The 26304-nt window shown below is 52.1% G+C and carries 24 protein-coding genes; 4 read left to right on the top strand and 20 right to left on the bottom strand.

The features are described from left to right. Nucleotides 1-256: 256 nt before the first annotated feature. The 3 genes from aceF to CFK45_RS15265 form a co-directional block, all read right to left on the bottom strand. A complete protein-coding gene (aceF, locus tag CFK45_RS15280) occupies nt 257-2161 on the bottom strand; it encodes a pyruvate dehydrogenase complex dihydrolipoyllysine-residue acetyltransferase (RefSeq protein ID WP_096087308.1) in 1905 nt (634 codons plus the stop codon). Between the two features lie 10 nt (nt 2162-2171). Then, nucleotides 2172-4826 (bottom strand): pyruvate dehydrogenase (acetyl-transferring), homodimeric type, encoded by a 2655-nt coding sequence (aceE, locus tag CFK45_RS15275; protein WP_096087307.1) that lies wholly within the window; start codon nt 4824-4826, stop codon nt 2172-2174. A 376-nt stretch (nt 4827-5202) separates the two neighbouring features. Beyond that, complete coding sequence (locus CFK45_RS15265; protein ID WP_096087305.1) at nt 5203-6303, bottom strand: AI-2E family transporter; 1101 nt, start codon at nt 6301-6303, stop codon at nt 5203-5205. Nucleotides 6304-6544: 241 nt separating this feature from the next. On the opposite strand from CFK45_RS15265, the gene CFK45_RS15260 reads away from it, so the two are divergent. Further along, nucleotides 6545-7990: a M48 family metalloprotease gene (locus CFK45_RS15260; RefSeq protein ID WP_096087304.1), complete on the top strand. Its 1446-nt coding sequence runs from the start codon at nt 6545-6547 to the stop codon at nt 7988-7990. 154 nt (nt 7991-8144) lie between these two features. Next, nucleotides 8145-9005: a UDP-2,3-diacylglucosamine diphosphatase gene (locus CFK45_RS15255; RefSeq protein WP_096087351.1), complete on the top strand. Its 861-nt coding sequence runs from the start codon at nt 8145-8147 to the stop codon at nt 9003-9005. Between the two features lie 28 nt (nt 9006-9033). Here the strand turns inward: CFK45_RS15255 and CFK45_RS15250 are convergent, their stop codons facing one another. Then, nucleotides 9034-9840, bottom strand: coding sequence for an ion transporter (locus CFK45_RS15250; RefSeq protein WP_096087303.1), 807 nt, complete (start codon nt 9838-9840; stop codon nt 9034-9036). Nucleotides 9841-9926: 86 nt separating this feature from the next. On the opposite strand from CFK45_RS15250, the gene yciH reads away from it, so the two are divergent. Then, complete coding sequence (yciH, locus tag CFK45_RS15245; RefSeq protein ID WP_096087302.1) at nt 9927-10253, top strand: stress response translation initiation inhibitor YciH; 327 nt, start codon at nt 9927-9929, stop codon at nt 10251-10253. A 98-nt stretch (nt 10254-10351) separates the two neighbouring features. Further along, nucleotides 10352-10891 (top strand): energy transducer TonB, encoded by a 540-nt coding sequence (locus tag CFK45_RS15240; protein WP_096087350.1) that lies wholly within the window; start codon nt 10352-10354, stop codon nt 10889-10891. Between the two features lie 12 nt (nt 10892-10903). Here CFK45_RS15240 and CFK45_RS15235 read toward each other — a convergent pair whose 3' ends face one another. The 16 genes from CFK45_RS15235 to CFK45_RS15160 all read right to left on the bottom strand — a co-directional run bounded on the left by CFK45_RS15235 (nt 10904) and on the right by CFK45_RS15160 (nt 26133). Then, nucleotides 10904-11389, bottom strand: coding sequence for a PilZ domain-containing protein (locus CFK45_RS15235; protein WP_204378491.1), 486 nt, complete (start codon nt 11387-11389; stop codon nt 10904-10906). Nucleotides 11390-11489: 100 nt separating this feature from the next. After that, on the bottom strand, nt 11490-12062 hold the full coding sequence (gene rnhB / locus CFK45_RS15230) for a ribonuclease HII (RefSeq protein ID WP_096087301.1): 573 nt from the start codon (nt 12060-12062) through the stop codon (nt 11490-11492). Further along, entirely contained in the window at nt 12063-13208 is a 1146-nt protein-coding gene (gene lpxB / locus CFK45_RS15225; RefSeq protein ID WP_096087300.1) for a lipid-A-disaccharide synthase, read from the bottom strand. A gap of 6 nt (nt 13209-13214) precedes the next feature. Further along, nucleotides 13215-13997: an acyl-ACP--UDP-N-acetylglucosamine O-acyltransferase gene (gene lpxA / locus CFK45_RS15220; protein WP_096087299.1), complete on the bottom strand. Its 783-nt coding sequence runs from the start codon at nt 13995-13997 to the stop codon at nt 13215-13217. Between the two features lie 9 nt (nt 13998-14006). Further along, a complete protein-coding gene (gene fabZ / locus CFK45_RS15215; protein WP_096087298.1) occupies nt 14007-14444 on the bottom strand; it encodes a 3-hydroxyacyl-ACP dehydratase FabZ in 438 nt (145 codons plus the stop codon). 47 nt (nt 14445-14491) lie between these two features. After that, nucleotides 14492-15517, bottom strand: coding sequence for a UDP-3-O-(3-hydroxymyristoyl)glucosamine N-acyltransferase (lpxD, locus tag CFK45_RS15210; protein WP_096087297.1), 1026 nt, complete (start codon nt 15515-15517; stop codon nt 14492-14494). An 11-nt stretch (nt 15518-15528) separates the two neighbouring features. Further along, nucleotides 15529-16041 (bottom strand): OmpH/Skp family outer membrane protein, encoded by a 513-nt coding sequence (locus tag CFK45_RS15205; protein ID WP_096087296.1) that lies wholly within the window; start codon nt 16039-16041, stop codon nt 15529-15531. 24 nt (nt 16042-16065) lie between these two features. Further along, nucleotides 16066-18729, bottom strand: a complete 2664-nt coding sequence (gene bamA, locus CFK45_RS15200) for an outer membrane protein assembly factor BamA (protein ID WP_096087295.1) — start codon at nt 18727-18729, stop codon at nt 16066-16068. A gap of 34 nt (nt 18730-18763) precedes the next feature. Further along, nucleotides 18764-20119, bottom strand: coding sequence for an RIP metalloprotease RseP (rseP, locus tag CFK45_RS15195; protein ID WP_096087294.1), 1356 nt, complete (start codon nt 20117-20119; stop codon nt 18764-18766). Between the two features lie 91 nt (nt 20120-20210). After that, the gene (locus tag CFK45_RS15190) at nt 20211-21026 is read right to left on the bottom strand and encodes a phosphatidate cytidylyltransferase (RefSeq protein ID WP_239923713.1); all 816 of its coding nucleotides are present in this window, start codon (nt 21024-21026) and stop codon (nt 20211-20213) included. Continuing rightward, the gene (uppS, locus tag CFK45_RS15185) at nt 21019-21753 is read right to left on the bottom strand and encodes a polyprenyl diphosphate synthase (RefSeq protein ID WP_096087292.1); all 735 of its coding nucleotides are present in this window, start codon (nt 21751-21753) and stop codon (nt 21019-21021) included. The genes CFK45_RS15190 and uppS overlap by 8 nt, the downstream gene beginning before the upstream one ends. Nucleotides 21754-21761: 8 nt before the next feature. Beyond that, nucleotides 21762-22319 (bottom strand): ribosome recycling factor, encoded by a 558-nt coding sequence (frr, locus tag CFK45_RS15180; RefSeq protein ID WP_096087291.1) that lies wholly within the window; start codon nt 22317-22319, stop codon nt 21762-21764. After that, on the bottom strand, nt 22319-23068 hold the full coding sequence (pyrH, locus tag CFK45_RS15175; protein WP_096087290.1) for a UMP kinase: 750 nt from the start codon (nt 23066-23068) through the stop codon (nt 22319-22321). The genes frr and pyrH overlap by 1 nt, the downstream gene beginning before the upstream one ends. Before the next feature lie 140 nt (nt 23069-23208). Further along, on the bottom strand, nt 23209-24081 hold the full coding sequence (gene tsf, locus CFK45_RS15170) for a translation elongation factor Ts (RefSeq protein ID WP_096087289.1): 873 nt from the start codon (nt 24079-24081) through the stop codon (nt 23209-23211). Between the two features lie 85 nt (nt 24082-24166). Further along, on the bottom strand, nt 24167-24916 hold the full coding sequence (gene rpsB / locus CFK45_RS15165; protein WP_096087288.1) for a 30S ribosomal protein S2: 750 nt from the start codon (nt 24914-24916) through the stop codon (nt 24167-24169). 293 nt (nt 24917-25209) lie between these two features. Beyond that, nucleotides 25210-26133 carry a lysophospholipid acyltransferase family protein gene (locus CFK45_RS15160; protein ID WP_158224723.1) on the bottom strand — a complete coding sequence of 308 codons (924 nt, stop codon included), beginning with the start codon at nt 26131-26133 and terminating at the stop codon, nt 25210-25212. Between the last annotated feature and the right edge of the window lie 171 nt (nt 26134-26304).

The raw sequence follows: 26304 nt of genomic DNA, 5'->3' as shown, positions 1-26304 counted from the left end.
CAGGCCGCCGTTCCCGCGCATCCATGCGCTACACGGCATACAACCGCCATGGACGGCGGAAGTGCAAATATTGCATGGAGCAAATACTTGCCCTACATCCTGTAGGCGAGCCAAATTTCGCTCCCGGCGAATTTGACATGCGTGCTTCCATGCACACCGCCGCTCCCGCGCTTCCATGCGCTACACGGCATACCCACATCCTGTAGGCAAAAAAAACGGGCCAAGCGGCCCGTTTCGATTCTTTAGCGTGTTGCGATTAGAGCAACAAGCGGCGTACGTCACCCAGTACCGTGCTGAGGAAGGTCAGGAAGCGACCTGCGTCAGAACCGTTTACTGCACGGTGATCGTAGCTCAGGCTCAGAGGCAAGGTCAGGCGAGGCTCAAACTCTTTGCCGTTCCAGACCGGCTTCATCGCCGCTTTACTTACACCGAGGATGCCGGCTTCAGTGGTACTTACCATTGGCGTAAAGCCAGTACCGCCAATTGGGCCGAGGCTTGAAATGGTGAAACAACCGCCCTGCATTTCGTTAGGCTTGAGTTTGCCGTCGCGCGCTTTACCAGCCAGCTCAATCACTTCCTGAGCGATCTGGTAAATGCCTTTCTGGTCGACGTCACGAATAACAGGAACCATCAGACCGCGAGGCGTATCCACTGCAATAGCGATGTGGATAAACTTCTTCTGAATGATGTGCTCACCGTCGTTGTGCATCGCAACATTAAAGCTAGGCTCAGCTTGCAGAGCAGCGGCAGCCGCTTTAATGATGAACGGCAGAGGCGTCAACTTAACACCGGCTTTCTCTGCTTCAGCTTTCATGCCCTTACGGAAGGCTTCAACTTCAGTAATGTCAGCGTCGTCGAACTGAGTTACGCGAGGAATGTTGAGCCAGTTGCGGGTCATCGCTTCAGCGGTGAGCTGCTTGATCTTGCTCATCTTCTGCAGTTCGATTTCACCGAACTGAGAGTAGTCAACCTCTGGAGGCGTCGGGATACCCGAGCCGCCAGTAACTGCAGCAGAACCGGCAACTTTCACGTCGCCCTGCATAACGCTCTTAACAAAGGCTTTAATATCGTCTTTGGAGATACGACTGCGAGGACCAGTGCCAACAACCTTGCTCAGATCTACGCCCATTTCACGAGCGAGCTTACGAGAAGCAGGGCCTGCGTAAACTTCAGAACCGGCAGAGCTGATCTCTTGTGGCGAGCTCTCTACAGTGCGGTCGTGACGCACGGCTTGTGGCGCAGCATGACCAACCTGAGGCGCGGGTGTCGCACCGGCCGTGACAGGCGCGGGCGCCGCAGCAGGGGCCTGTCCTTCGGCCATCATTGAGCAAATACGATCGCCCATTGAGACCTTGTCACCCTCTTTGATCTGCAGAGACAGAACCTTACCCGAAGCAGGCGCAGGCACTTCCATAGACGCCTTGTCGCTCTCGAGAACAATCAGAGAGTCGCCTTCAGCAACTTCGTCACCTTCGGCAACACAAACCTCAATAACATCAACAGCTTCGGCGCCACCGATATCGGGAACGTCGACAGCGAGCTCGGCACTGGCGGCGGCCGGAGCTGGTGCAGCGGCGGCTGGCGCTTCGGCAGCAGGAGCCGGTGCTGCGTCTCCACTTTCCAGAAGCAATACTGCATCACCCATAGATACTTTATCGCCTTCTTTCAGTGCGATGCTGACAACTTTGCCGCTCGCAGGAGAAGGAATATCCATAGACGCTTTATCAGACTCGAGCACAACAAGTGAGTCGCCTTCGGCAACTTCGTCGCCAACAGCAACACAGATCTCGATAACGTCAACACCTTCAGCGCCGCCGATATCGGGAACACTAACAGGCAGCTCAGCACTGGCTGCAGCCGGGGCAGCGGCAGGCGCTGGAGCGGCGGCCGGAGCTTCCGCTGCAGGCGCTTCTTCAGCAGCAGCGCCAGTCTCAACTTCGAGGATCAGGTCACCTTCGTTTACTTTGTCGCCCTCTTTAATGCTAAGGCCAACAACCTTGCCCGCTGCCGGGCTAGGAATATCCATCGAAGCTTTGTCGCTTTCGAGTACGGCGATGGCGTCATCAACCGCAATCTCATCACCAACAGCAACACAAACTTCAATGACATCTACGTTTTCCGCGCCGCCAATATCGGGCACGGTAATTTTTTCAATTGCCACAATGTGCTCCTTATACGCTCAGCGGGTTGGCTTTCTCTGGGTTCAGGCCGTATTTCTTAATAGCCTCTTCAACAACATCCGCTTTGATATCACCCTGTTTAACCAGCGCGTTCAATGCGGCAACAACAACGTAAAAGCGGTTAACTTCAAAGAAACCACGCAGTTGCGCACGCGTGTCAGAGCGACCAAAACCATCGGTACCGAGAACGGTGTAGTCACCCGGAACGTACGGGCGAAGCTGCTCTGAGTGAACCTTCATGTAGTCAGTAGAGATAATGAACGGGCCGTTGGCCTTTTCCAAAGCAGTCGTCAAGTAAGGTACTTTCTGCTCTGCCGTTGGGTTCAAACGGTTCCAGCGATCACACTGCTGACCATCGCGAGCCAGCTCGTTGGTCGAAGTTACAGACCACACGTCACTTTCCACACCGAAGTCTTCGCGCAGAAGCTCGGCAGCGGCTTCAACTTCACGCAGAATGGAACCTGCGCCCAGCAGCTGTACTTTCTTCTTCTTGACGTTTTTCTTGCCTTCAACAAGCTTGTAAATACCCTTGATAATGCCCTCTTCGGCGCCAGCAGGCATTTCGTGATGCTTGTAGTTTTCGTTCATCGTAGTGATGTAGTAGAAAACATTGTCTTTATCGGCGTACATGCGCTTGAGACCATCAGTGATGATCACAGCCAGCTCGTAACCGTAAGTTGGATCGTAGGTAATACAGTTAGGGATGGTGTTCGCAAGCAGGTGGCTGTGGCCATCCTGGTGCTGCAGACCTTCACCGTTCAGCGTGGTACGACCAGCAGTTGCACCAATCAGGAAGCCGCGCGCCTGAGCGTCACCGGCCAACCAGGCCAGATCGCCAATGCGCTGGAAACCGAACATCGAGTAGTAGATGTAGAACGGAATCATTGGCTTGCGGTAGGTGCTGTAGGCGGTTGCCGCAGCGATCCACGCAGACATTGCACCGGCTTCGTTAATACCCTCTTCAAGGATTTGACCTTTTTTGTCTTCCTTGTAGTACATGATCTGATCGTGATCGTGCGGGGTGTATTTCTGACCGGCAGAGCTGTAGATACCCAGCTGACGGAACATGCCTTCCATACCGAAAGTACGCGCTTCGTCCGGAACGATAGGCACTACTTGAGCACCGATTTGCTTGTTCTTAGCCAGGGTCGACAGGTAGCGAACAAAGCTCATCGTCGAGCTGATTTCGCGGTCGCCGGAGCTCTTAAGCAGGGCTTTAAAGTCGTCCAGAGAAGGCACATCCAGAGACTCAAAGTCGTGGTGACGCGCAGGCAGGTAACCGCCGAGAGCCGTACGGCGCTCTTGCAAGTACTTAATTTCAGGGCTATCTGGAGCAGGACGGTAATAAGGAACATTTTTCAGCTCTTCATCGCTAACCGGAATTTCAAAACGGTCGCGGAAAGCTTTGAGGTCATCGTAACCAAGCTTCTTGACGTTGTGCGCGATGTTGGCAGACTCGCCGCCAGCGCCCAGGCCGTAGCCTTTAACGGTTTGCGCAAGAATCACGGTAGGCTGACCTTTGGTGGTGGTCGCCGCGTGGTAGGCTGCGTAAACCTTCTGAGGATCGTGACCACCGCGCTGCAGCGCAAAGATCTCGTCGTCGCTCATGTCTTTTACAAGCTCGAGCAGCTCAGGGTATTTGCCGAAGAAGTGCTCGCGAGTGTAAGCGCCACCGTTGGCTTTAAAGTTCTGCATCTCGCCATCACAGACTTCGTCCATGCGTTTTTGCAGCAGGCCGGTCTTGTCTTTTTCAAGCAGAGCGTCCCAACCTTTACCCCAAACCACCTTGATCACATTCCAGCCAGCACCGCGGAAGACACCTTCAAGCTCTTGCATGATTTTGGCGTTACCACGCACAGGGCCATCAAGACGCTGCAGGTTACAGTTGATCACAAAAATCAGGTTGTCGAGTTTCTCGCGGCCGGCAAGAGAAATCGCGCCCAGTGATTCCGGCTCGTCACACTCACCGTCACCGAGGAAGGCCCATACTTTGCGGTCGCCGCGCTCGGCCAGACCACGCGCGTCCATGTACTTCATGACGTGCGCTTGGTAAATAGAAGTAATAGGCCCCAGACCCATCGATACAGTTGGGAACTGCCAGTAATCCGGCATCAACCACGGGTGCGGGTAAGAGCTCAGGCCCTCGCCATCCACTTCGCGGCGGAAGTTGTCGAGCTGACCTTCATCAAAGCGGCCCTCTAAATAAGAGCGCGCGTAGATGCCCGGGGCGATGTGGCCCTGGAAGTATACGAGATCGCCCGAACCGTCTCCGGTGTCGGCTTTAAAGAAGTGGTTAAAACCCACATCGTAAAGCAGGCACGAAGAAGAAAAGGAGCTTATGTGACCGCCGAGACCGTCGTCGTTGTCGTTGGCGCGCACCACCATGGCCATCGCGTTCCAGCGAATCAGCGCGCGGATACGGCGCTCTAAATAAGCGTCGCCGGGCTTGTGTGGCTCATCTTTAACAGGAATGGTGTTGGCATAGGGTGTAGTAATCGCCGAGGGCAGGCGTACACCTGCACTGGTAGCTGTATTCGCTAGCTGAGAGAGCAGGAAAGCCGCTCGATCAGAACCGTTGTGACGGATTACGGATTCGAGCGCCTCAACCCATTCCTGGGTTTCAAGCACGTCAGTTTCATCTAGCATTTAAGCCTCCTAAGTTCAGGCTGGGTCTTGTTCCCCAGTGTTTATGTTGCTGCTCGTCGAGGCGAGTATTGGCATCGACGAACCTAATGCACCCACTTTTGGTGGATTTCGCTGTAGCGAAACTAGCCTGTTTGCTGACAGCGATGAAATAAAAAACCAGCCAAGCGCCGGCTTGCTTACAAACATTGCTCAGAGTGATCAAATTGCAACCATGGTGCTGCTTAATCACACAGTTGTTTCTGCCCCAGTAAAAGGCGACACGATTCTACACAGCTGCCGGGTGTTTTGCCAGCCAACAGATCAAGCGCCAGCTAAAGAAAGCCCAAGGAAAAGAAGCGTTCTGCACCCAAATGTAGCGTAATTCGGCGAACGGGTTTTAGGCTAGGTCCACTTCGTCAGCATCGAGCTCTGCGCTTTGCTCACCCGGTGGCAGCCGCGTCGGCCAGGCATTGATCACCGCGTTGACAAGGGTCGCCAGCGGAATCGCAAAAAATACCCCCCACAAGCCCCAGAGCCCACCAAATACAAGCACGGCCAGAATAATGGCCACCGGATGCATTTTGACCGCTTCAGAGAAAAGTAAGGGCACCAACACATTGCCATCGAGGGCTTGAATAATGGCGTAGGCAAGCAACAGATAAAAGAAATCCGAGCTCCAGCCCCACTGAAAAAAGCCAATAGCAGCAACCGGAACCGTGACTACCGCTGCACCAATGTAGGGCACAAGTACACTCAAACCAACTACCACACCGAGTAACAGGGCGTACTTCAAACCGAGCACCCCAAAACAAATGGCCGATACGCCGGCAACAATAACAATTTCAATAAACTTACCGCGCACATAGTTGGCAATCTGCAAGTTCATCTCTGCCCAGATCTGCGTCATCACCGGGCGCTTGCGCGGCAACATCGAGCCGAGCCAGCGCAGCATCAAATCGGCATCTTTCAGAAAGAAAAACACCAAGATAGGCACAAGTACCAGATAAATAAGCACAGAAATTAGAATCGGGATCTGGGCAAGGGAAAATGACAGCACCACCTGCCCGGCCTCGCCCATGCGCTTGTGCAAGACGCTGATTAAGTCATTGACCTGAGTTTCACTAACCAGCGCCGGATAGCGCTCTGGCAGCAGCATAAGCAAGCTTTGACCTTCCGCCAACATACGCGGCGTTTCGCGCACCAGATTATTCGCCTGCTCCCACACCACAGGTACGATATAGACGAGGCCAATTAACATCGAGCCGGCGAGCAATACAAAGGCCAAACTCACCGCAATACTGTGACTGACCCCCCACTGTGTCAGCCTCGCCACCACGCCTTGCATCATAAAGGCGATAATCACCGCTGTGATCATCGGCGCGAGCACACCACCGAGCTGGATAACCACTAAAAATCCGACCACCAACAACACCGCGACCAGCACAGCCTCTTCGTCGGCAAAATAGCGTTCCATCCAGTTTTTAAATACGGTCAACATAAATTAGCTTTGACTCCGGTTAAGCTCTTCGTAGATCATGAGCACAGCAATATATTGCAGCGTAAATTCAGCAATTAACTAGCCGGTTGTGATAACCCGACACAAAAACAAACTGCCATTTTGGGAACCCTCTAGCGGCGCCCAGGTCAAAGCCCGAACGACATAAGGAAGATTAGACGCTGTACAGGCCGCCGATTATAAGCGCATAGCCACACGCCATGTAACAGCAACTCACCGTATTATGCTAAGCCGCACGATAGTACAGATTATCAGCCTACTTTTTCTGAGCGTTGGCTCGGCCAGCACTGTGTTGGCAAAAGACCTAAACTTGCCCGATCTCGGCGGCGCCAGCGGCGGTTTGATCAGCACCGCTCAGGAATACCAGCTCGGCCAGCAGTGGATTCGTGTGTTTCGCTCGCAAACCCGTACCTCCGGCGATGCGTTTTTGCAGGACTACACCGAAAACCTTGTTAAATCACTCGCCAACTACAGTGAGCTCAGCGACAAACGCCTGGACATCATCGTTGTTGAAAACCCAACACTCAACGCCTTTGCCGTGCCCGGCGGTGTGATTGGCGTCAACACCGGCCTGTTTAACTACGCCGAAACCGAGCAGCAGTTTGCATCGGTAATGGCCCACGAACTCGCGCATTTGAGCCAGCGCCACTTCGCCCGGCGTATCGATGAGCAAAAAAACAATAGCATTCCCAATATTGCCGCGATGATCGCCAGTATCTTAGTGCTGGCCACGGCGGGCGGCGACGCCGGTGTCGCCGCTATTGCCACCGCCCAGGGCGTTGCTATTGATAAGCAGCTCAGTTTTAGCCGCGACATGGAAAGAGAGGCGGACCGGGTTGGCATGGCAACCATGGTCAGAGCCGATATGAACCCCTACGCGATGCCCGACATGTTTGAGCACATGCTGCACGCGTCTCGCTTTCAGCGCCGCCCACCTGAGTTCTTAATTACCCACCCGCTTACCGAAACTCGCGTCAGTGACGCCAAACTTCGCGCCCAGCAGTACCCGCGCAAACACGAGATCGTTAGCGACGATTACCAGCTTGCCAAAGTCCGCGCTGAGCTAGCCGTTGAGAAAAACCCCGCGGCTGCATTAAAACGTTATCAAGGTGAGCTGAACCTGCGCAGTCGGCCCGAACAGGTCGCGCGCTATGGCTTGGGTTTGGCGCAGCTTCGCGCGCGCAAATACCAAGACGCACTTAAAAACTTCGATATTCTGGTAGAGCAAGACCCCAACCGCATTCACTACCTGGTTGGCCAGGCTCAGGCCCTCGGTGAGCTCGAGCGCCATGAGCAGGCGCTTGAATCTCTCGAAGCGGCGCTCGATGAGCGGCCAAACAACCACCCGCTGAATATGGCGCTGGCCGAACTTTATCTGCAAAGTGGCGACTACGACAAAGGCGAGGCTCTGCTCAAAGCACACAGCAAGCGCCGCCCAAAAGACGAACACGTCTGGTATCAGCTCGCTGAAGCTCACGGCTTGGCAGGCAATATTCTCGATGTGCACACCGCAAGGGCCGAGTACTACGTGCTCAATGGCATATACAGCAAAGCCGAGAACCACCTGCGCAGCGCCATGCGCATGCTTGAGCCCGGCGACAAACGCCGTATCGGCATCGACGAGCGACTCAAAGATATTCAGCGAATGAAGCGCCAAAGTTTGATTTAGCGCGCAAGCGGCTCGCCCGAGCCGCCCTGCCCCAGTGAATACAGGGCTTTGTGCTGACAAGGCCTCCGGCGACCAAAGACTGCAGCGCCAAGCTGTCACCAAAGCGTCAACTTCTGTTCACAAAAGCATCATATGCAACGCCAATACTGCGCCTATGAATGCAAGCGCGACCCCAAGCCCCCGAACTAGCCCGGCGACACCTCACTACCGAAGTGTCTTTATTTCCGACGTGCATCTTGGCACCAAAGACAGCAAAGCCGGTGAACTTAACGACTTTTTAAAAAGCCACCGCTTTGAACAACTCTATCTTGTCGGAGATATTTTCGACGGCTGGCGCATGCGCTCGGGCATCCACTGGCACAAAAGCTTTAATCGCACCATCAGCCGGGTATTAAAGCTCAGCAAAAACGATGTGCCGGTGTATTACATTACCGGTAATCACGACGAGTTTTTGCGCAAGTTTGCCAACAGCCACTTTGAGAATATTCAACTGCTCAATCGCAAAGACCATATTTGCGCTGACGGCCGGCGCCTGCTGGTAATACACGGGGATCAATTTGAAAGCGTGACGCACTGCGGTCGCCTGCTCAAGCTGATCGGCGACAAAGGCTACGACTTTTTAATGTTTATCAACCGCTGCCTAAACCGCGCTCGCACTCGTATGGGCTGGGGTTTCTGGTCGTTTTCTGCCTACCTGAAAACGCATATCAAACGCGCTAAGCGCTATATCAATGACTACGAATACGCCGTTGCCCACGGCGTTAAACGCCAGGGTTACGACGGCGCGATTTGCGGCCATATTCACCAGGCTGCAATGAAAAAAGTCGACGGCGTTGACTATTATAATACCGGCGACTGGGTCGAGAGCTGCACCGCCATTGTTGAACATATGGATGGCAAAATGGAGTTAATCCACTGGCTTGAACACCCTCTGCGCCTATCTTTGCAACAGGCCAAAAAACAAAAACTGCGCGCCAAGAAAAAGCGCGCCAGTGTTGAAGCGCAGCCGAGCTAAGGCAGCTAAGCCTAACGAAAACAGGTGTTTACAGTCGTTCACCACAGTGCAAGCAGTGGCGCGCATGCGCTTCATGACCGCTGCGCTCACAGCTGCGACAAACTCTGCGCTGCCTGTCGCGCTGCATTTCCTGAGTCAATTCTGCTGTGAGAATGCCCGTCGGAACAGCAATAATCGAATAGCCTGTCAGCATCGCCAACGACGCGATAAATTGGCCAAGGCTCGTCTGCGGAGTAATGTCGCCATAGCCGACCGTAGTAATGGTAACGATGGTCCAATAGACACTTTTTGGAATAGAGCTAAAACCGTGCTCGGGGCCCTCAACCACATACATCAGCGAACCAAAAATCACCGCCAGAATAACAACCGAAAAGAAAAACACCATAATTTTTCGGCGGCTCTGCAGCATGGCTCTGAGCATAACATTCGCCTCACTCAGATAGCGCACAAGTTTAAGTATGCGAAAAACTCTGAGTACACGCAGCAAACGCACAATCAGCAAATAGTTAGCACCGGGAACAAACAAACTTAAATAGCTCGGCAGAATCGATAGCAAGTCGATCACCCCGTAAAAACTTCGCGCATAGCGCAAGGCCTTCGGCGCGCAGTAGAGGCGCAGCAGATATTCAAGGGTAAAGATAAATGTGAACAGCCACTCGGCCGCCCTTAGAACACGGAGCATTTCGCCCGGCAATGCGCTGAGACTTTCAATCATCAGCACCAAAACACTGCTGATAATCAACACGATCAAGCAGATATCAAACAACTTACCGAGTTTGCTATCTGTGCCAAAAATAATCTCGTATAAGCGCTCTTTAACTGGCTTTGCTGACATTTGGGCCTCAATCAAGGATTTCGGGGCAAACTGTGCTTAGGCATCGGCCTGTGCGAAAATAGCGCTCCACTTTAACGGACTCGCGTATGAGAGACAAAAATAGCCGCCTCGTATACAGCACAGAGCAAGGCAGAATTAAACCGGCAGACAGCCCCAAGTCCGCCCCCAAAGGCGACGGCATCATTCGCATCAGGCGCGAAAGCAAAGGCCGCAAAGGCAAAGGCGTCAGCCTCTGTGAGGGTTTTGAGCTAGACGAAAAAAGCCTTAAAGCATTGGGTAAAGAGCTCAAGCAGGCCTGTGGCAGCGGTGGCACCGTTAAAGCCGGCGTCATTGAAGTACAGACCGACCAGCGCGACAAGCTTAAAAGCATACTCGAAAACAAAGGTTATACCGTCAAACTAGCCGGCGGTTAAACCCGCCCGCTAGCTCAACAAACGCCAATTCTGGTTCAATAGTTGCAAACTTGCTGAAAACGACAAAATTTCGTCGCCAAGCAATGGAGCACATCGATATGAACAGCGTCGACTACGGGCAGTTATTCGGCAGCGGTCTCTTACTTGCCATGGGGGCCGGCTTGAGTTTTTTTAGCCTTTGGGCCGCACAGTGGTGGCGCGCACGCCAAGACCCCGCTCATCAAGCCAGCGGCCTGCGGCGCAGAATAAACTTGCTTGAACAGATCAGCTCCGATGTCGGCGCAGTGAACCACAGTTTTGCCAAATATTCAGCGCTGGTCATTGAAAGCACCCGCTTTGGCAAACGCTGGCCACCGGCGCGCAAACAGGAGCTCGAACGAATAAACTCAGAGCTTGTGCAGGAATTTCATAAACTCGCCGAAGCCGAAGCCAAGTTATTAATGCTCGGTGAAAAAACCATGGAAAAAACCCTGAGACTCTACGGCGCCAAAATCGCACTGTTTCGCAAGCAGGTGTATATCGGCCGCCAGGACATCAGCGAACAAGAAATCGCCGAATTAAAAACCTCTATCTTGACGCTCAGAGAGCAGTTTTATGACTTGCTCAGCCGCCGCTACGACAAATTACTGACGGCCTAGTAAGTAAACACGCTAGTGCGGTGGGAAATCCGCCGCATATTTTGCCACCCACTCATTCGCTGCTTCTTCACTGCTTAAAAAGCGCCCTTCGCAGGCGGCGATGGAATGGCGGTAGTGCTCGATGTAACACACCTGCTCGACCATACGCACACTAAACGCCGAGCTGTTATCGTCAAAACTGAGGCCTACCGTATAATAATCCGCTTCCGGGCGGCACCAGGCCACTTGACCAACCGCTTCGAACGGCGGCTGCTCTATCGGAATACTTATATGCAGCTGCGCGCCCTCGGGTAAAGCCACATGGCTTTCAAAACATACCCCGCCGCGGCTGACATTGATCATCGATGCGCGCTCACCTGTGCGGCCACATTCAATCACATCAACTTTGACGGGAATAGAAGACGGGTGCCGGATAAAGCGACGCATCAGCACATCGTGGTCACTATCAAGCCTTGCGGCTGCACTCACTGAAGTAATAGGATTATTGAACTTGTCCATACATCTACCCCCGGCGTAAAACTCGCATACTCAAGCTATAGCTCAGCAAAACGACTCTGCCCAGTTTTTACTAGTGATGTAAGGGAATAAACACGCGAAGCTAAAACAGCTCTTGTTGTAAGAACTTCTTTACCGGCGCATAAGAGCGCCGATGGATGGGGCTGACGCCGAGTTCGGCAAGCGCATTTAAGTGTGCTTTAGTTGGATAGCCCTTGTGTGAGGCAAAACCATAACCGGGGTATTTCGCATCAAAAGCCTGCATTTCCCTATCGCGCGTTACCTTGGCTAAAACGGACGCGGCACTAATTGCCGCCACTTTGCCATCACCCTGAACGATAGCCTCGCTCGGATAAGACCACTCGGGTAATTTATTGCCATCGACTTGAACAAAATCAGGCTGCGGCTCCAGCGCCTGTACTGCACGCTTCATCGCCAGCAGCGACGCCTGCAAAATATTGATATCGTCAATTTCTTCAACGCTCGCGCGCGCAACACTCCATGCCAGCGCCTGCTGCTTGATTTCATCAAATAAACGCTCGCGTTTTTTATCGCTAATTTTTTTTGAATCGTTAAGGCCATCAAGTTCAAACTGCGGCGGAAGAATGACCGCTGCGGCGACGACATCCCCCGCCAGCGGCCCGCGACCAACTTCATCAACACCTGCAATTAACACTTAGCGAGCCTCAAAATGTTCAGCGATCGCTCGCGCCGCGCTGGCACTGGCATCGCGGCGCAATTCCAGATGCAAAGCGTGAAAAAGCTGTTTTAACTCAGCGCTTTCACGCTCGCTCAGCAAGCGCTCGGCTGCGCCGACAATATTCTCAACAGTGGCTTGATCTTGCAGCAGCTCGGTGGCAACTTCTTTAGCGGCCAATAAGTTTGGCAAACCAACCCACGGCACTTTTACTAAGCGCGACAATATTGCCCAAGTCAGCGGTGGCCATTTGTAGCAAATGAGCATGGGCTTCTTTAATAACATCGCCTCGAGAGTCGTGGTGCCCGAAGCCATCCAAACGCAGTCCGCTGCGCTCATACATTCATGGCTGTGACCGAGCTCAAGACGAATATAGTCTGGCAGTTGACCATCAAATATTTGCAGCACCTGATCGTAGCGGGCCTGGTTGGCAGCTGGCAAAACAAAAAACAACTCGGGGCTTCGCTGCTTTAATTGCGCCGCGGCATTAAGCATCAGCGGCAATAAAAAACCAACTTCCATTGCACGACTGCCGGGCATCAGCGCAACAATCTGCTGTTTATCTGTCAACTTCAGCTGCTCTCTGGCCGCGCGCTGATCTGGTTCAAGCTCAAACTTATCCGCTAATGGGTGGCCGACAAAAGCAACCGGGACATCGTGTTTAACATAAAAGTCTTTTTCAAAAGGCAATAAACAAAGCATCAGATCGACACTTTTTTTAATACCTTTAATGCGGCCCTGGCGCCAGGCCCAAACAGACGGGCTAACGTAGTGCACGGAAAAAATACCGAGTTTACGCGCGGCTTTTTCAAGCTTTAAATTAAAATCAGGGGCATCAATGCCGATAAAGATATCGGGCTTGGTTTGTTTGAAACGTTTTTTTATACCGCTCAACATGCCGAGCAGTTCGGGTAAGCGCTTTAAGGGCTCAACAAAGCCCATCACCGCTAAGCGTTCCATTTCATAGTGAGAAACAAAACCCTGCGCCTGCATGCGTTCACCGCCGATACCGTAAAATTCTGCATTGGGGTAAATTTTACGCAGGGCTTGTATAAGACCGGCACCGAGTAAGTCGCCGCTTTGCTCTCCGGCAACCAGCATTATTTTTTTAACTGGCTTAGGCATAAAAAATTAACGCACTATGCCGCGCTGACTGCGCTTTAAACTATCGAGCAGCAGAGCGAGCTTGTCGCACGCTTGTGGTTGTGCCTCAAGCTCGGCAATTGCCTGCTCAAGAGTCAAACCTCTTCGATACACGGTTTTGTAAGCGGCCGAAAGGCGTTTAATTTCATCTTTGCTAAAACCGCGGCGCTTCAAACCTTCGATATTTATGCTGCGCGCCTCAGCCGGAGCGCCATAAGCTAGCACATAAGCGGGAACATCTTTGCCAATTGCCGTGCCCATGCCGGTAAATGCGTGAGCCCCAATTGAACAAAACTGATGCACTAAAGTAAAACCGCCAAGAATAGCCCAGTCATCAATATGAACGTGCCCGGCAAGTGCTGTGTTGTTGACCAAAATACAGTGATTGCCAATCACGCTGTCGTGACCGACATGCACATAGGCCATAAGCAAGTTGTCGTGGCCTATGGTTGTTTCTGCGCGATCTTGCACCGTGCCGCGGTGCAGGGTGACACCTTCGCGAATAATATTGCGATCACCAATCACCAAGCGCGTCTGCTCGCCTTTGTATTTAAGGTCAGGCGTATCTTCACCAACCGAAGAAAACTGATAGATACGGTTGTCCCGGCCAATATGGCAAGGCCCTTTGATCACCACGTGGGACTCAACCACGGTGCCAGCATCGATGTGCACACCTGGGCCTATATAGCTCCAGGGGCCAACACGAACATCGCTTGCAAGTTCAGCTTGCTTATCGACAATGGCCGTGGGGTGAATCAGAGCGTCGCTCATAAGCGTTCTTTACACCTTGCGATCAGCACACATAATGGTTGCCGACGTAACCAGCTGGTCATCGACCTTAGCTTCACATTCAAATTTCCATATACCGCGCTTTTCCGACAGAATTTTACATTCAAAATATACGCGGTCACCCGGCACGACCTGACGCTTAAAGCGAACTTTATCTATACCCGCAAACAGGTAGATAGAACCGTCATCGGGTGTCTTATCCATGGTTTTAAAACCGAGCACGCCACAGGCCTGCGCCATGGCTTCGACCAGCATCACGCCGGGAAAAACCGGAAAGTGAGGAAAGTGCCCCTGAAAAACCTCTTCATTCACACTGACATTTTTATAGGCGAGTATACGCTTGCCTTCTTCGAGTTCTACCACGCGATCAATCAATAAAAACGGGTAGCGGTGAGGCAGGTATTTACGAATTTCAACTATATCCATCATCGGACTGAGTTCCCAAAAGCTAGCTGAGCCGCCTGCGGCGGATCGAATTAATTGTTTAATTGTTTTTCGAGCTCTTTGACTCGATTAAAAAGTTCATCCAGTTGGCGTATGCGCACAGAGTTGCGCTGCCAGGATTTAATATCTTGCAGAGGCGGCGTGGAGGCAAAGTGCCCCTTTTCCCGGTTGCCGCGGGTAACGGTCGTACCGCCGTGAAAATAACTGTCGTCGGCGATGCTGATATGCCCATTAATGCCAACCATGCCGGCGATCTGGCAACGCTTGCCGATGCTTGTACTACCAGCAATACCAGTGCAACCGGCAAGAGCGGAAGCTTCCCCGATTTTAACATTGTGGGCAATATGGACTTGGTTATCGATGATCACACCGTCTTCGATAACTGTATCGCCAAGCGCTCCGCGGTCTATCGAGGTGTTGGCACCAATTTCAACTCGATTGCCAATCACAACCCTGCCTATCTGGTGGATTTTTGTCCAACCAGCTTCACTTGGAGCAAAACCAAAGCCATCTGCACCAATAGTCGTATTTGCGTGCACCGTGACATCGTCACCAAGCTCAACCTGGTGATAAATAACAACATTGCTAAAAATAAGCGAGCGAGCGCCGATTTTACTTTCGTCGCCGATGCAGACACCGCTGTAGAGTTCGGTGTCATCGCCGATCACTGCGCCGGCACCAATTACACAATTTGCGCCGATCGCAACGTTGTTGCCAATAACCGCAGTGTCATCAACAACAGCGCTAGCGTGCACTCCGGGAGAGCGTTTTGTTCGACTTGCAAACAGGGCACTCAACTTGGCGTAGCACAGATATGGTGAGGCGGAAATTAATTTGTTGCCGGAATAAAGTTTTGCGTCGGCTTCACTCAACACCACCGCGCCGGCACGAGTTTCGGCCAAGCTCGCGGCGAACTTCGACGATGATAAGAAACTAATATCGGATTGACGAGCAGTGTTCAAGTCAGCCAAACCGCTTAACTTAGTACAAGCCTCGCCCTCCAGGCGAGCATCAAGCAAAGCGGCAAGCTCCTCAAGTGTATAGGACTTGCCGTTCATAAGACGCCTCGTTATTTAGCTTGAGCTTTATTTAGCTCGGCGATAACTTTGCCAGTAATATCTGCAGCCGGCATCGATACAATTGTTGTATCTTTGCGCAAAATAATATCGATGTCTTCGGCCTTAACCAAAGCCTCAAGAATACCGGGCAGCTGCTGCTGACCCTGAGCCAAGAGACCTTTTAACAAATCGTCATTCTCTTTTTGAATTTTTTGCACAACTAACTGAAAGTCGGCCTGAACAAATTCGATCTGCTTGCGATGCTCAAGTTTTTGCTCATCACTCCAGGTTAAACCTTTAGATTCCGCCTCTTTTGCCAACGCCTCAAGGTCTGCCTTTAAGCCTTCTGCTTCAGCAACCATTTTTGAGTACTCGGGTTTTTTCTGCAGATCTTGCATGCGCTTTTTAGCTGCATCGGTCTGCATAATCGCCTGCTGAGGATCAAAAACAACGACTTTGCCTGCAAAACTAAGCGGGGCAATAAAAAGTAACGCGGCTGCGCACAAAGCTTTTGTTATTTTCATACTGGTATCTCTAATTCTAAGTAGTTAAAAGCCAGCACCAAAGGTGAACTGGAATTTTTCGGTGTCATCAAATTCAGTCTGGTTCAGCGGCAGAGCATAACTAAAGGTCATCGGCCCCATACCTGAAATCCAAGTAAACCCTAAACCGTAGGACGAAGCCAAATGATTAATATCGGGCTTAAAGCAATTTGCCTGAGTATCCCGGCAGTAAGTCGAGAAAGTATTACCCGCATCAACAAAGGCGGCCAACTGCATCGAGCGGCTGTCTTCGATAAACGGGATAGGCATAATCAGCTCGGTGCTGAATTCTAACAGGACATTACCACCAATCGTATTGTTACGAGTCGCATTTGCATTTTCAGATTGCAGCATCAGCTTGTCGTATCTGCAGCCAAACGGGGCATCTGCGGCAGGCGTTGGGTCGTCACATAAGATATAAGCTTGCCCCAGGCTTTCACCAGGACGGTCAATACTGCCGTTCCCATTTAAGTCTTGCCAGCCTGCCTCAGTCACATTGTATTCCGCAGAAAATGTACCGCGCGGACCGAGGGCGTTTTTCTCAAAGCCCCGCACAGAACCAAAGCCGCCTGCGTAGAAGTTTTCGAAAAACGGCAACTCATCCATAGAGCCAAAACCATTGCCGTAACCAAGCGAGGTTTTAAAGCGCAATACAAAGTCGCGGGTAATAGGCTTAAAGGCTTGAGCATCGTAATAAATTTTGTAGAACTCAAGCTCTGATCCCGGCGCAGTTGCTTCCAAACGCAGGCTCTGGGAGCTACCGCGTGTCGCCAGGATGCCGCGATTCAAGGTAAAGCGATTCCAGCCGAGGTCAAACTTTGCGTAATTAAATACATGACCGTACTTATCAATAAAACCTTCTTCACCACTAAAGACATTACCAAAGCGATCAACATATGCCCCATCATCCATAAAAAGCATGCTTTCGTCGATTGGCGACGTCGGTAACTGATACTCGCCACTGGGCCGGTTTAACCAGTCACTGCGATTGACATAAACCAACTGAGCAAAGTCCTTAAGATAAGGGCTGCGACGAATCTCCTGCGGCGTGTACTCTCCAGTGGTAATGGTTTGGTGCTCAAAGTTCAAACCAAAATCGAGGCGGCTCACTTCTGAAACGGGATAACCAAAGCGCACGCCCAAACCAAAGGTATCGGTACTGTAGTTTGCGACAGCAAACGATTCCGTATCCCGCGTGCGGTAATAAGCATTAAAACCGCGGCTGACACCATCGGGAGTAAAATAAGGGTCTCGATACGAGAGATTGTAAGCTGTTTGGTAGGAGTTCCTGTTGACGCCAAAGCTCACTTCTTTACCGGTGCCCATCCAGTTTTTCTGACTGACATTAACACCTAGATTTAAACCACTGTATTGGGCATAACCAACACTTGCGCTAATAGAACCAGAGGGCTGCTCTTCAACGATATACTCAACGTCGAGCAAATCGTCGCTACCGGGAACATCGTTAGTGTTGACATTCACCTGCTTAAAATAGCCAAGCCGCTCAAGCCTCACCTTGCCCTGCTCAATACGCGCATTCGATGCCGAGGAGCTCTCCATCTGGCGCATTTCACGGCGCAGCACTTCGTCAGAGGTTTTGGTATTACCACTAAACTCGATACGGCGAACATAAACACGCTTGCCCGGGTCAACAAAAAAAGTTAGATCAACCGTTTTGCTATCGCTGTCTTTGTCAGTCAAACCTTCGACCTTGGCGTTGGTATAACCGGCGTTGCCGAGCAGAGTGGTTATATACTCCGACGTGGCGTCGAGCCTGGCCTGGCTATAGGTATCGCCTTCGCGCAAAAGAATCAAGCGGCGCACGCTGGCCTCGGGCAGAACCGGGTCGCCGCCGACATCAACCTTAGAGACGGTATAAATATCGCCCTCACTGAGATTTAAAGTGATATAAACCGAGCGCCGGTCGGGGCTGATGCTGACCTGGGAAGAAACAACAGAGAAGTCCAAATAACCCTGGTCGAGATAAAATGACTCAAGCCTTTCAATATCACCGGTCAGTTTTTCTTTGGCATATTGATCGTCACTCGAGAAAATCGTGGTCCACTTGGCGGTCGTCAGTTCAAACAGTTTCATCAACTCGTCGTCGCTGAAAACTTTATTGCCCACAAAGTTGATATGGCGAATTTTGGCCGACTTGCCTTCGTCGACATCAATCTTGATATCGACCATATTGTTGGGCAGCTCCGAGACCTTAGCGTCCACCGAGGCGCCGTAGCGAGCCTGGGCGATATACGTGCGCTCGAGTTCACGGGCGATGCCCTGCAGTTTTTGCCGCTGCAGGATCTCGCCGACGGCAATATCGTTATCCGACAAAACCTCTTCAAGCTGATCGTCTTTGATCGCCTTGTTGCCGTCAAACTCTATCGATTTGATTGCCGGGCGCTCCTGCAAAATGACAATCAACACATTGCCTTCGCGGGCCATCTGCACATTGGCAAAAAAGCCAGTCGCAAACAAACTTTGGATGTTGTCGCGAATATCCTGACTATCGACAGTATCCCCCACTTGCACACTCAAAGCGGCAAACACCGGGCTCGCCGACACGCGCTGCAGGCCCTCGAGGCGAATATCGGAGATCGTAAAGCTGACAGCCAGAGCCTTGGTGCAGAAAAATAAGGGCAGCAGGCTTAAAAATACGCGTTTTAACACAGAGCGAAACCAGTTCTTGTTCTTAGTACAGGCCTTAAAGGCGCAGAATATCGTTATAAAAGGCAACAACCATTAGGCACATCAACACAGCCATGCCCGCCTTGTAACCGATCAGTTGAGCTTTTTCCGACAGAGGACTGCCCTTCACCCACTCGGCCAAGCAGAAAAGAATGTGACCACCATCCAGAACCGGAATTGGAAGCAAGTTCAGCACGGCCAGCACCACGCTGACATGGGCCAAAAACGACATAAAGGCCCAAAAGCCATACTGCGCTTGGTCGGCGGCCACTTTAGCAATGCCAATAGGGCCACTCAAGTTTTTTATGGAGATTTCAGCGACGAGCAGCTTCTTCAGCGATATAAAAACAAAGGTGGTGGCCTCCCACGTTTCACCAAAGGCAGCGCCGAGCGCCTCGAGCGGGTTATAGCTAACCAAACGGCGCATATGCTCGGGCATTGCCGGCAGCTCAACACCGATGCCCGCATAGCCGTAACTAAAGCCGTCTTGATCCAGTTTCTGATCGGGCAGCAAGGCCAGGCTCACAGGCTCACCGTCGCGCTCGACAACAACATCTAACGGCTTTCCTGGGTGGCTTTTGATGAGCTCAACCCACTGCTCCCAGCTCGTCAGCGGCTCACCGTCTGCGGCAAGTAGCTTGTCGCCAATCTCAAACCCGGCGCGCTCGGCAGCGCCACCGCCTAAAACCTGGCCAACGGTTCGGCCCAGAGGCGGGTAATAAAACTGCAAACCCAGCGCCTGCAAAGGTTGGGGCTCTTCGATATCGTTCAGCCAATTTTGAATGCGTATTGGACTTTCGTAAGTCAGGCCGTCCTCGCTGTAGCGCGCACTAATTAACAGCTCGCCACTTTCACCAAGGCGCTTGAGCAGCGCTAGGCGCACATCGCGTCGCCCCGGGGTAAGCTCACCGTCGACAGCAACAATTTCCTGACCCGCCTCGAGCCCCGCCTGCTGCGCCAGTGAGCCCGCTTTAACCTCACCTATAACCGGGCTGTAGACCACCGTGCCGTGCATCAGCAGCGCCCAGTAGAGTACAAAAGCAAGAATAAGGTTGGCCGCAGGCCCGGCAGCGGCAATAGCTATACGCTGGCCAACGCTCTTTCGGTTGTAGGCGGCGTCAAGCTCAGCTTCATCAACCGGCGCCTCGCGCTCGTCAAGCATTTTTACGTAACCGCCAAGAGGAATTGCGCTCAGCGCAAACTCAGTACCTTTTTTATCAGTGAACGCTAACAAGCGCGGACCAAAACCGATGGAAAAACGCAAAACCTTGACGCCACAGCGCCGCGCCACATAAAAGTGACCAAACTCGTGTATCGCAACCAATATACTGATTGCCAACAAAAACCACATGACAGTTGTCAGAAAGGGCACCTAGCATCTCCCGGCAAAATAGAGACCCGTTCCCGCGGGTCGATTCTGAGCAATTTTCCTGAGACCAGTAAACAAAAATAAAAGTTCCCAGTTAGTTTGTATTCAACAGCATTAGAACCAGCACTGGCAGCGCTGCAACAATACCGTCGAGACGATCGAGAATGCCCCCGTGACCGGGAAGGATGGAGCTGCTGTCCTTAATTCCGCGCTCGCGCTTCATCATGCTCTCAAGTAAGTCACCGAGCACACTGGTCGCGGCAACCGGGACGATCAACACCAGCATCTGCACAGCAGAAAAACCGAGCAAAAAGACGCCGTAAGCCCCACCGAGCAAGACCGAAAGCAACAGTCCACCCCAGACCCCTGCCCAGGTTTTGCCGGGGCTTACATTCGGGGCCAATTTGCGCTTACCCAGCGCGCGTCCGGCAAAATAGGCCCCGATATCGGCAGCAGCGACCAACAGCAGAGCAAAGAAGATCAGCGCCACGCCGTTGTCTTGCTGGCGCAACCACAACACCGCCATCCACGCGGGAATAAGTACCAGCGCGCCGAGCACGGCTCGCACTGGCAGCGGCCGCCACAAAATCGCACTCGATGGATAACTCTGCACCCAGAGCAAAGCCACGGCCCACCACAAACAGGCGAGCAGCATTAAGCTCTGCATAAGTGCGTGATTTTGGCCCGCATCGAGCACAATCAATAGGGCAACAGCAATTAGCGACAAGCCAACAACATACACAAGACGAGCGGCCAGAGCTTTTATACCGCTTAGATTGGACCACTCCCAGGCACCGATAATAAATACCGCGGAAATAGCGACACAAAACCACTGCCACGGCGCAAGCAGCAACAGAGACATAAACACCGTCATCATTAACACGGCGGTAATTACACGCTGCTTAAGCACCACGGGCCTCATTTTTTAGCTGGTCAGAGGTTTTGCCAAAACGGCGTTCTCGGCCGTAAAAACAATCAATTGCCTGGCGCAAAGCCTCGGCGCCAAATTCAGGCCAGAGCACAGGGCTAAAAAATAACTCGGCGTAGGCGGCTTGCCAGAGAAGAAAGTTTGAAATGCGAGTCTCTCCGCCAGTGCGGATCAACAAATCAAGCTCGGGCAAGCCCTGAGTGGATATATACGAAGCGAGTTGCTGCTCACAAATATCGTCCGGCTTGAGCTCACCGACCTGCACTTTCAGGGCAAGCTGCTGGGCAGCGTTGGCGATATCCCAGCGACCGCCGTAGTCGGCGGCAATGCACAGAGTTGCGTCACCGTCACTAGCGATGGCCTCAGCATCGTTAATAGCTTTGAGCAATTTTGCAGAAAAGCGCGCTCGATTGCCGATAACCTTGAGCTTAACGCCCTCTTTTTTTAGCTCGCGCGCTTCTTTTTTTAAGTAGCTGTAAAACAAGCCCATCAGCGCCTCAACCTCTTTCGGGGGGCGGCGCCAATTTTCAGAACTAAACGCAAACAGCGTCAGCGCCTCGACCCCTTCGGCCCGACACGCTGAAAGTACATCGCGAATGCGCTCGACACCAACCTTGTGGCCAGCGATACCGGTGCGCCCCTGCTGTTTAGCCCAGCGGTTATTGCCATCCATAATGATGGCGACATGGCGCAGCTTTTTTTCACTCACGACAGGCCTTAGATTTCCATCAGGTCTTTTTCTTTGGCAGCCAGAGCTTCGTCTACCTGAGCGACATACTTATCAGTAATCTTCTGAATATCGTCTTGAGCGCGACGCTCGTCATCTTCGGAAATTTCTTTCTCTTTGAGCAGATCTTTGACCTGACCGAGCGCATCGCGGCGAATATTGCGAATCGCAACTCGCGCCCCCTCAGCTTCAGACTTGGCGTGCTTGATAAAGCCCTTGCGCGTCTCTTCGGTCAATGGCGGCAGCGGTACACGAATGAGCTCGCCGGTCGTCGCAGGGTTCAAACCCAGGTCACTTTTCATAATGGCTTTTTCAATCTCCGGCACCATGCTCTTATCCCAAGCGCTGATGCTGAGTGTGCGCGCATCGAGCACACTGACGTTGGCCACTTGGCTAAGCGGGCTCTCGGAACCGTAATAACTCACACTAATACCGTCGAGTATGCTCGGGTGAGCGCGACCGGTGCGAATCTTATTAAAAGCCACACCGAGACTCTCAATGCTCTTGCTCATGCGATCCTGAGCTTCTTGTTTGATGTCATTAATCATTAGTTTTTATCCTCTTCGATCTTATCTTCTTCAATAAGCGTGCCCTCGTCTTCACCGACAACGATGCGCAGTAACGCACCGACTTTGTCCATTTGGAAAACGCGCACTGGCATATTGTGATCCTGGCAGAGGCAAATCGCGGTTAAATCCATGACACCGAGCTTTTCAGACAGCACCGTGTCGTAACTCAGGCGGTCGTATTTGGTTGCTGTTGCATCTTTCATTGGATCGGCGGTGTAGACGCCGTCTACCTTAGTTGCTTTAAGCACTAACTCCGCCTCAACTTCAATCGCGCGCAGACACGCAGCGGAGTCGGTAGTAAAGAAAGGGTTGCCGGTACCGGCAGAGAAAATCACCACCTCGCCATTTTCCAGCAGGCGGATCGCTTTGCGGCGGTCGTAGTGCTCGACCACTCCGCTCATGGGGATCGCGCTCATAACGTTGGAGCTGATATTGGAGCGCTCGAGCGCATCGCGCATCGCCAACGCGTTCATTACTGTGGCGAGCATGCCCATGTGATCACCGGTCACACGATCGAGCCCGGCAGCGCTGAGCGCGGCGCCGCGGAACAAGTTACCACCGCCAATCACTAGCCCAACCTGTACACCAATGCCCACCAACTGGCCGATTTCCAGGGCCATTTTATCGAGCACTTTAGGGTCTATACCAAAACCCTGATCCCCCATTAATTGCTCACCACTTAATTTGAGCAGAATGCGTTTGTACTGACGATCACGGGTGGACGGCATCGACTTTCTCCTTCGTCTTAGGCGTTAGCGCTGAAAAAAATTTGGGGGATTCTAACAGCAAAAAGGCGGAATAGATATTCCGCCTTTTTGCCAGAGGCGCAGCCCGAAGGCACGCCTGATCAGACTTTAAACAAAGCTTATTAAGCTTTAGAAGCAGCTACCTGAGCGGCAACTTCTGCTGCAAAGTCTTCCTCTTTCTTCTCGATGCCTTCGCCTACTTCGAAGCGAACCACAGAAGCGATCTCGCCTCCAGCACCCTTAACCAGCTGACCAACAGTTTGATCAGGGTTTTTAACAAAAGGCTGCTCTACCAGGGAGTTCTCTTTCAAGAACTTCTTAATACGGCCACCCATCATTTTCTCAACGATCTCAGCAGGCTTGCCTTCCATATCCGGCTGCGCCTTGATCACATCTTCTTCTTTTTTCAGAACGTCGGCAGGCATATCTTCGGGGCGAATAACCTGAGGGTTCGAAGCCGCAACGTGCATTGCAACATCCTTCGCCACTTCAGCGGAACCACCTTTGAGCTCAACCAGCACAGAAATGCGGTTGTTCGAGTGCGTGTAATCTGCAACGACACCCTCGCTAGCCTCAACCAGCGCTACACGACGGATACCGATGTTCTCACCGATTTTTTGCACCAATTCCTGACGCTCGGTCTCAAGCGCATCGTCAACCAAAGCTTCCACAGACGCCGCTTTTTCAGCAAAAGCCTTGTCGGTAACTTTGTTTACAAAAGCGAGGAAGCCGTCATCGCGGGCGACAAAGTCAGTCTCAGAGTTAATTTCTAAAACCACACCGTAACTGCCATCTTCGGCAACTTTAGCGGCAACAACACCGTCAGCCGCAGTGCGGCCAGCTTTTTTAGCCGCTTTCAGGCCGGAAGCCTTACGCAGGTTTTCGATAGCCAGATCGACGTCGCCGTCGGTCTCTTTCAGAGCTTTTTTACATTCGAGCATGCCCAGACCGGTACGCTCACGCAATTCTTTAACTAACGCTGCAGAAACTGCCATTCGTTGAGTCCTCTAAATAGTGCAAAGAAAAATCGACAGGCTGGAAGCTTACCGCTTCCAGCCTAAGAGATTGTGACAATTTGGCTTATTCGCCAGCCGCTTCCTGGGCGTCGTCAACTTCAACAAACTCATCTTTGTTGGGCACTTCCGCAGAGGCGGCTTTACCTTCAAGACAAGCGTCAGCCATCGCGGCCGTGTAGAGCTTGATCGCACGGATAGCATCGTCGTTACCAGGAATAACGTAGTCGATACCCTCTGGGTTGCTGTTAGTATCAACAACACCAATAACTGGAATACCGAGCTTGTTAGCTTCCTGAATGGCGATACGCTCGTGCTCAACATCGATAACAAACAGAGCGTCGGGCAGGCCACCCATATCTTTAATACCGCCAATAGACAGCTCAAGCTTGTCCATCATGCGCGTGCGCATCAGAGCTTCTTTTTTGGTCAGCTTTTCAAACGTACCGTCAGAGGCCTGAGTTTGCAGATCGCGATAGCGACGAATAGAGGCGCGGATAGTTTTGTAGTTAGTCAGCATACCACCCAACCAGCGGTGGCTAACAAAAGGCATACCGGCGCGCTCAGCCTGCTCTTTAACGCTCTTACGAGCGGAACGCTTAGTACCAACAAACAGTACCTGCTTCTTCTGAGAAGCCATTTGCTTAACGATTTCAAGCGCTTCGTTAAACTTAGGTACAGTGTTTTCGAGGTTGATAATGTGGATCTTGTTACGCGCACCAAAGATGTATTGACCCATCTTTGGATTCCAGTAACGGGTTTGGTGACCAAAGTGGACACCGGCATTGAGCATATCGCGCATGCTTACTTGTGGCATAGTTCTTACCTTAATTTAGGGTTAGTTCTTCCACCTACCGCGCCGGCCCAACCCAGCCTGTGCAAATTTTGCAACAAAACAAGGCACCCAGTGCACAACGCATAAAGCAGGTGTGTGATTAGCCCGATCAAGTCGGGGCGCGCTTTATACCACAGACAACAGTAAAAATGAAGCGCAAGTACCGCCATCGCCAAACCAGCAAGCCGTGGCAAAGCAAAAGAGCATGCCAGCAGGCACCAAAAAAACCGAGAGAGAGACAAGCTTCAACTGAGCAGGCTGCAAAGCGCCGCCAACTAGGAATAGTCGCGGCGCGAACCGTCAGGCTGGTGCTTATAACGCTTAATGCACCACCAGTATCGAAAGGGCTGGGGCTCAAGCATCTTTGCAATCACCTCGTTAACCCGCGCGGTATCCGCCTCGACATCTTTAGTTGGAAAGTTGTCCAAGGCAGGGAACACCTTGCCGCGAAAAGCCAGCGTATCTGGATCGCGGTAGTAGACAAACGGTACAACCGCAGCCTTACCAGCCTTGGCCAGGCGCGAAATAATCGTCGTTGTGGCTGCGGGCTCATCCATAAAATTTACAAAAACCGAACCCGGCCCCTTCACCTCTATATCAGCCGGATACCAGACCATGCCTTTTTTGCGCAGTGTCGACATAACTGCGCGCTGGTCGGTCGATGAAACAATGCGGTCACACAGGCGCGTGCGCTTGAGTTCGAGAAAACGATTAACAACCGGGTCGGAATCCCGGTAAGTCGCAATCACTTCACGGCCGCCAGAACCGAGCTTTTTCATCAGGATGCCTTTGGTATCGATGCTGCCGATATGAATCAAAATCACCAGTACACCCTTATCGCCGGCAAGGGCTCTATCCCAGTGTTCCTGCCCTTCGATTTCAAAGCGCCCGTCGACAAATTTGTCGGGATCGTTAAACCACAAAAAGAAGGTTTCCATAATGGAAATACCGAGCTCCAAACAACTTTGCTTGACCGCCCGACGGTAAAACTCATCACTGCGCCCTTTCATCGCCAAACGCAGATTTACCTCAGTAGTGCGCCGGGTTTTGCGACTAAACAGATAAAAGCCCCAACCCAAAATACGCCCCAGAAACAACAGACAGGGGTTCGGCAATCGCGCCAGTAACCAGAAAAAAAACAGCACCAGAGCCAAAGCCAGATACTTCGGGTGCAGGTAGCGTTTATCGAATATAAACATCGTTTGCGTAAGCCAGTAAAACAGTGCACGCATTTTTAGGTAAAGACAGGCAAGCGTCAATGCCACCGCCCCGGCCCGCCTTGCTATCTCGCCCATAACGCCCTGAAGGCGGCGCCTGCAAGCAGAGCCCCCCGCGGCTTTAACAACTAGCGCGCCGCCGAATCATCTACC

It is taken from the genome of Agaribacterium haliotis (genome assembly GCF_002312815.1).
GTDB lineage: Bacteria > Pseudomonadota > Gammaproteobacteria > Pseudomonadales > Cellvibrionaceae > Agaribacterium > Agaribacterium haliotis.
The sequence above is the reverse complement of the archived record's forward strand: the minus strand, read 5'-3'. Positions and strand labels throughout refer to the sequence as shown.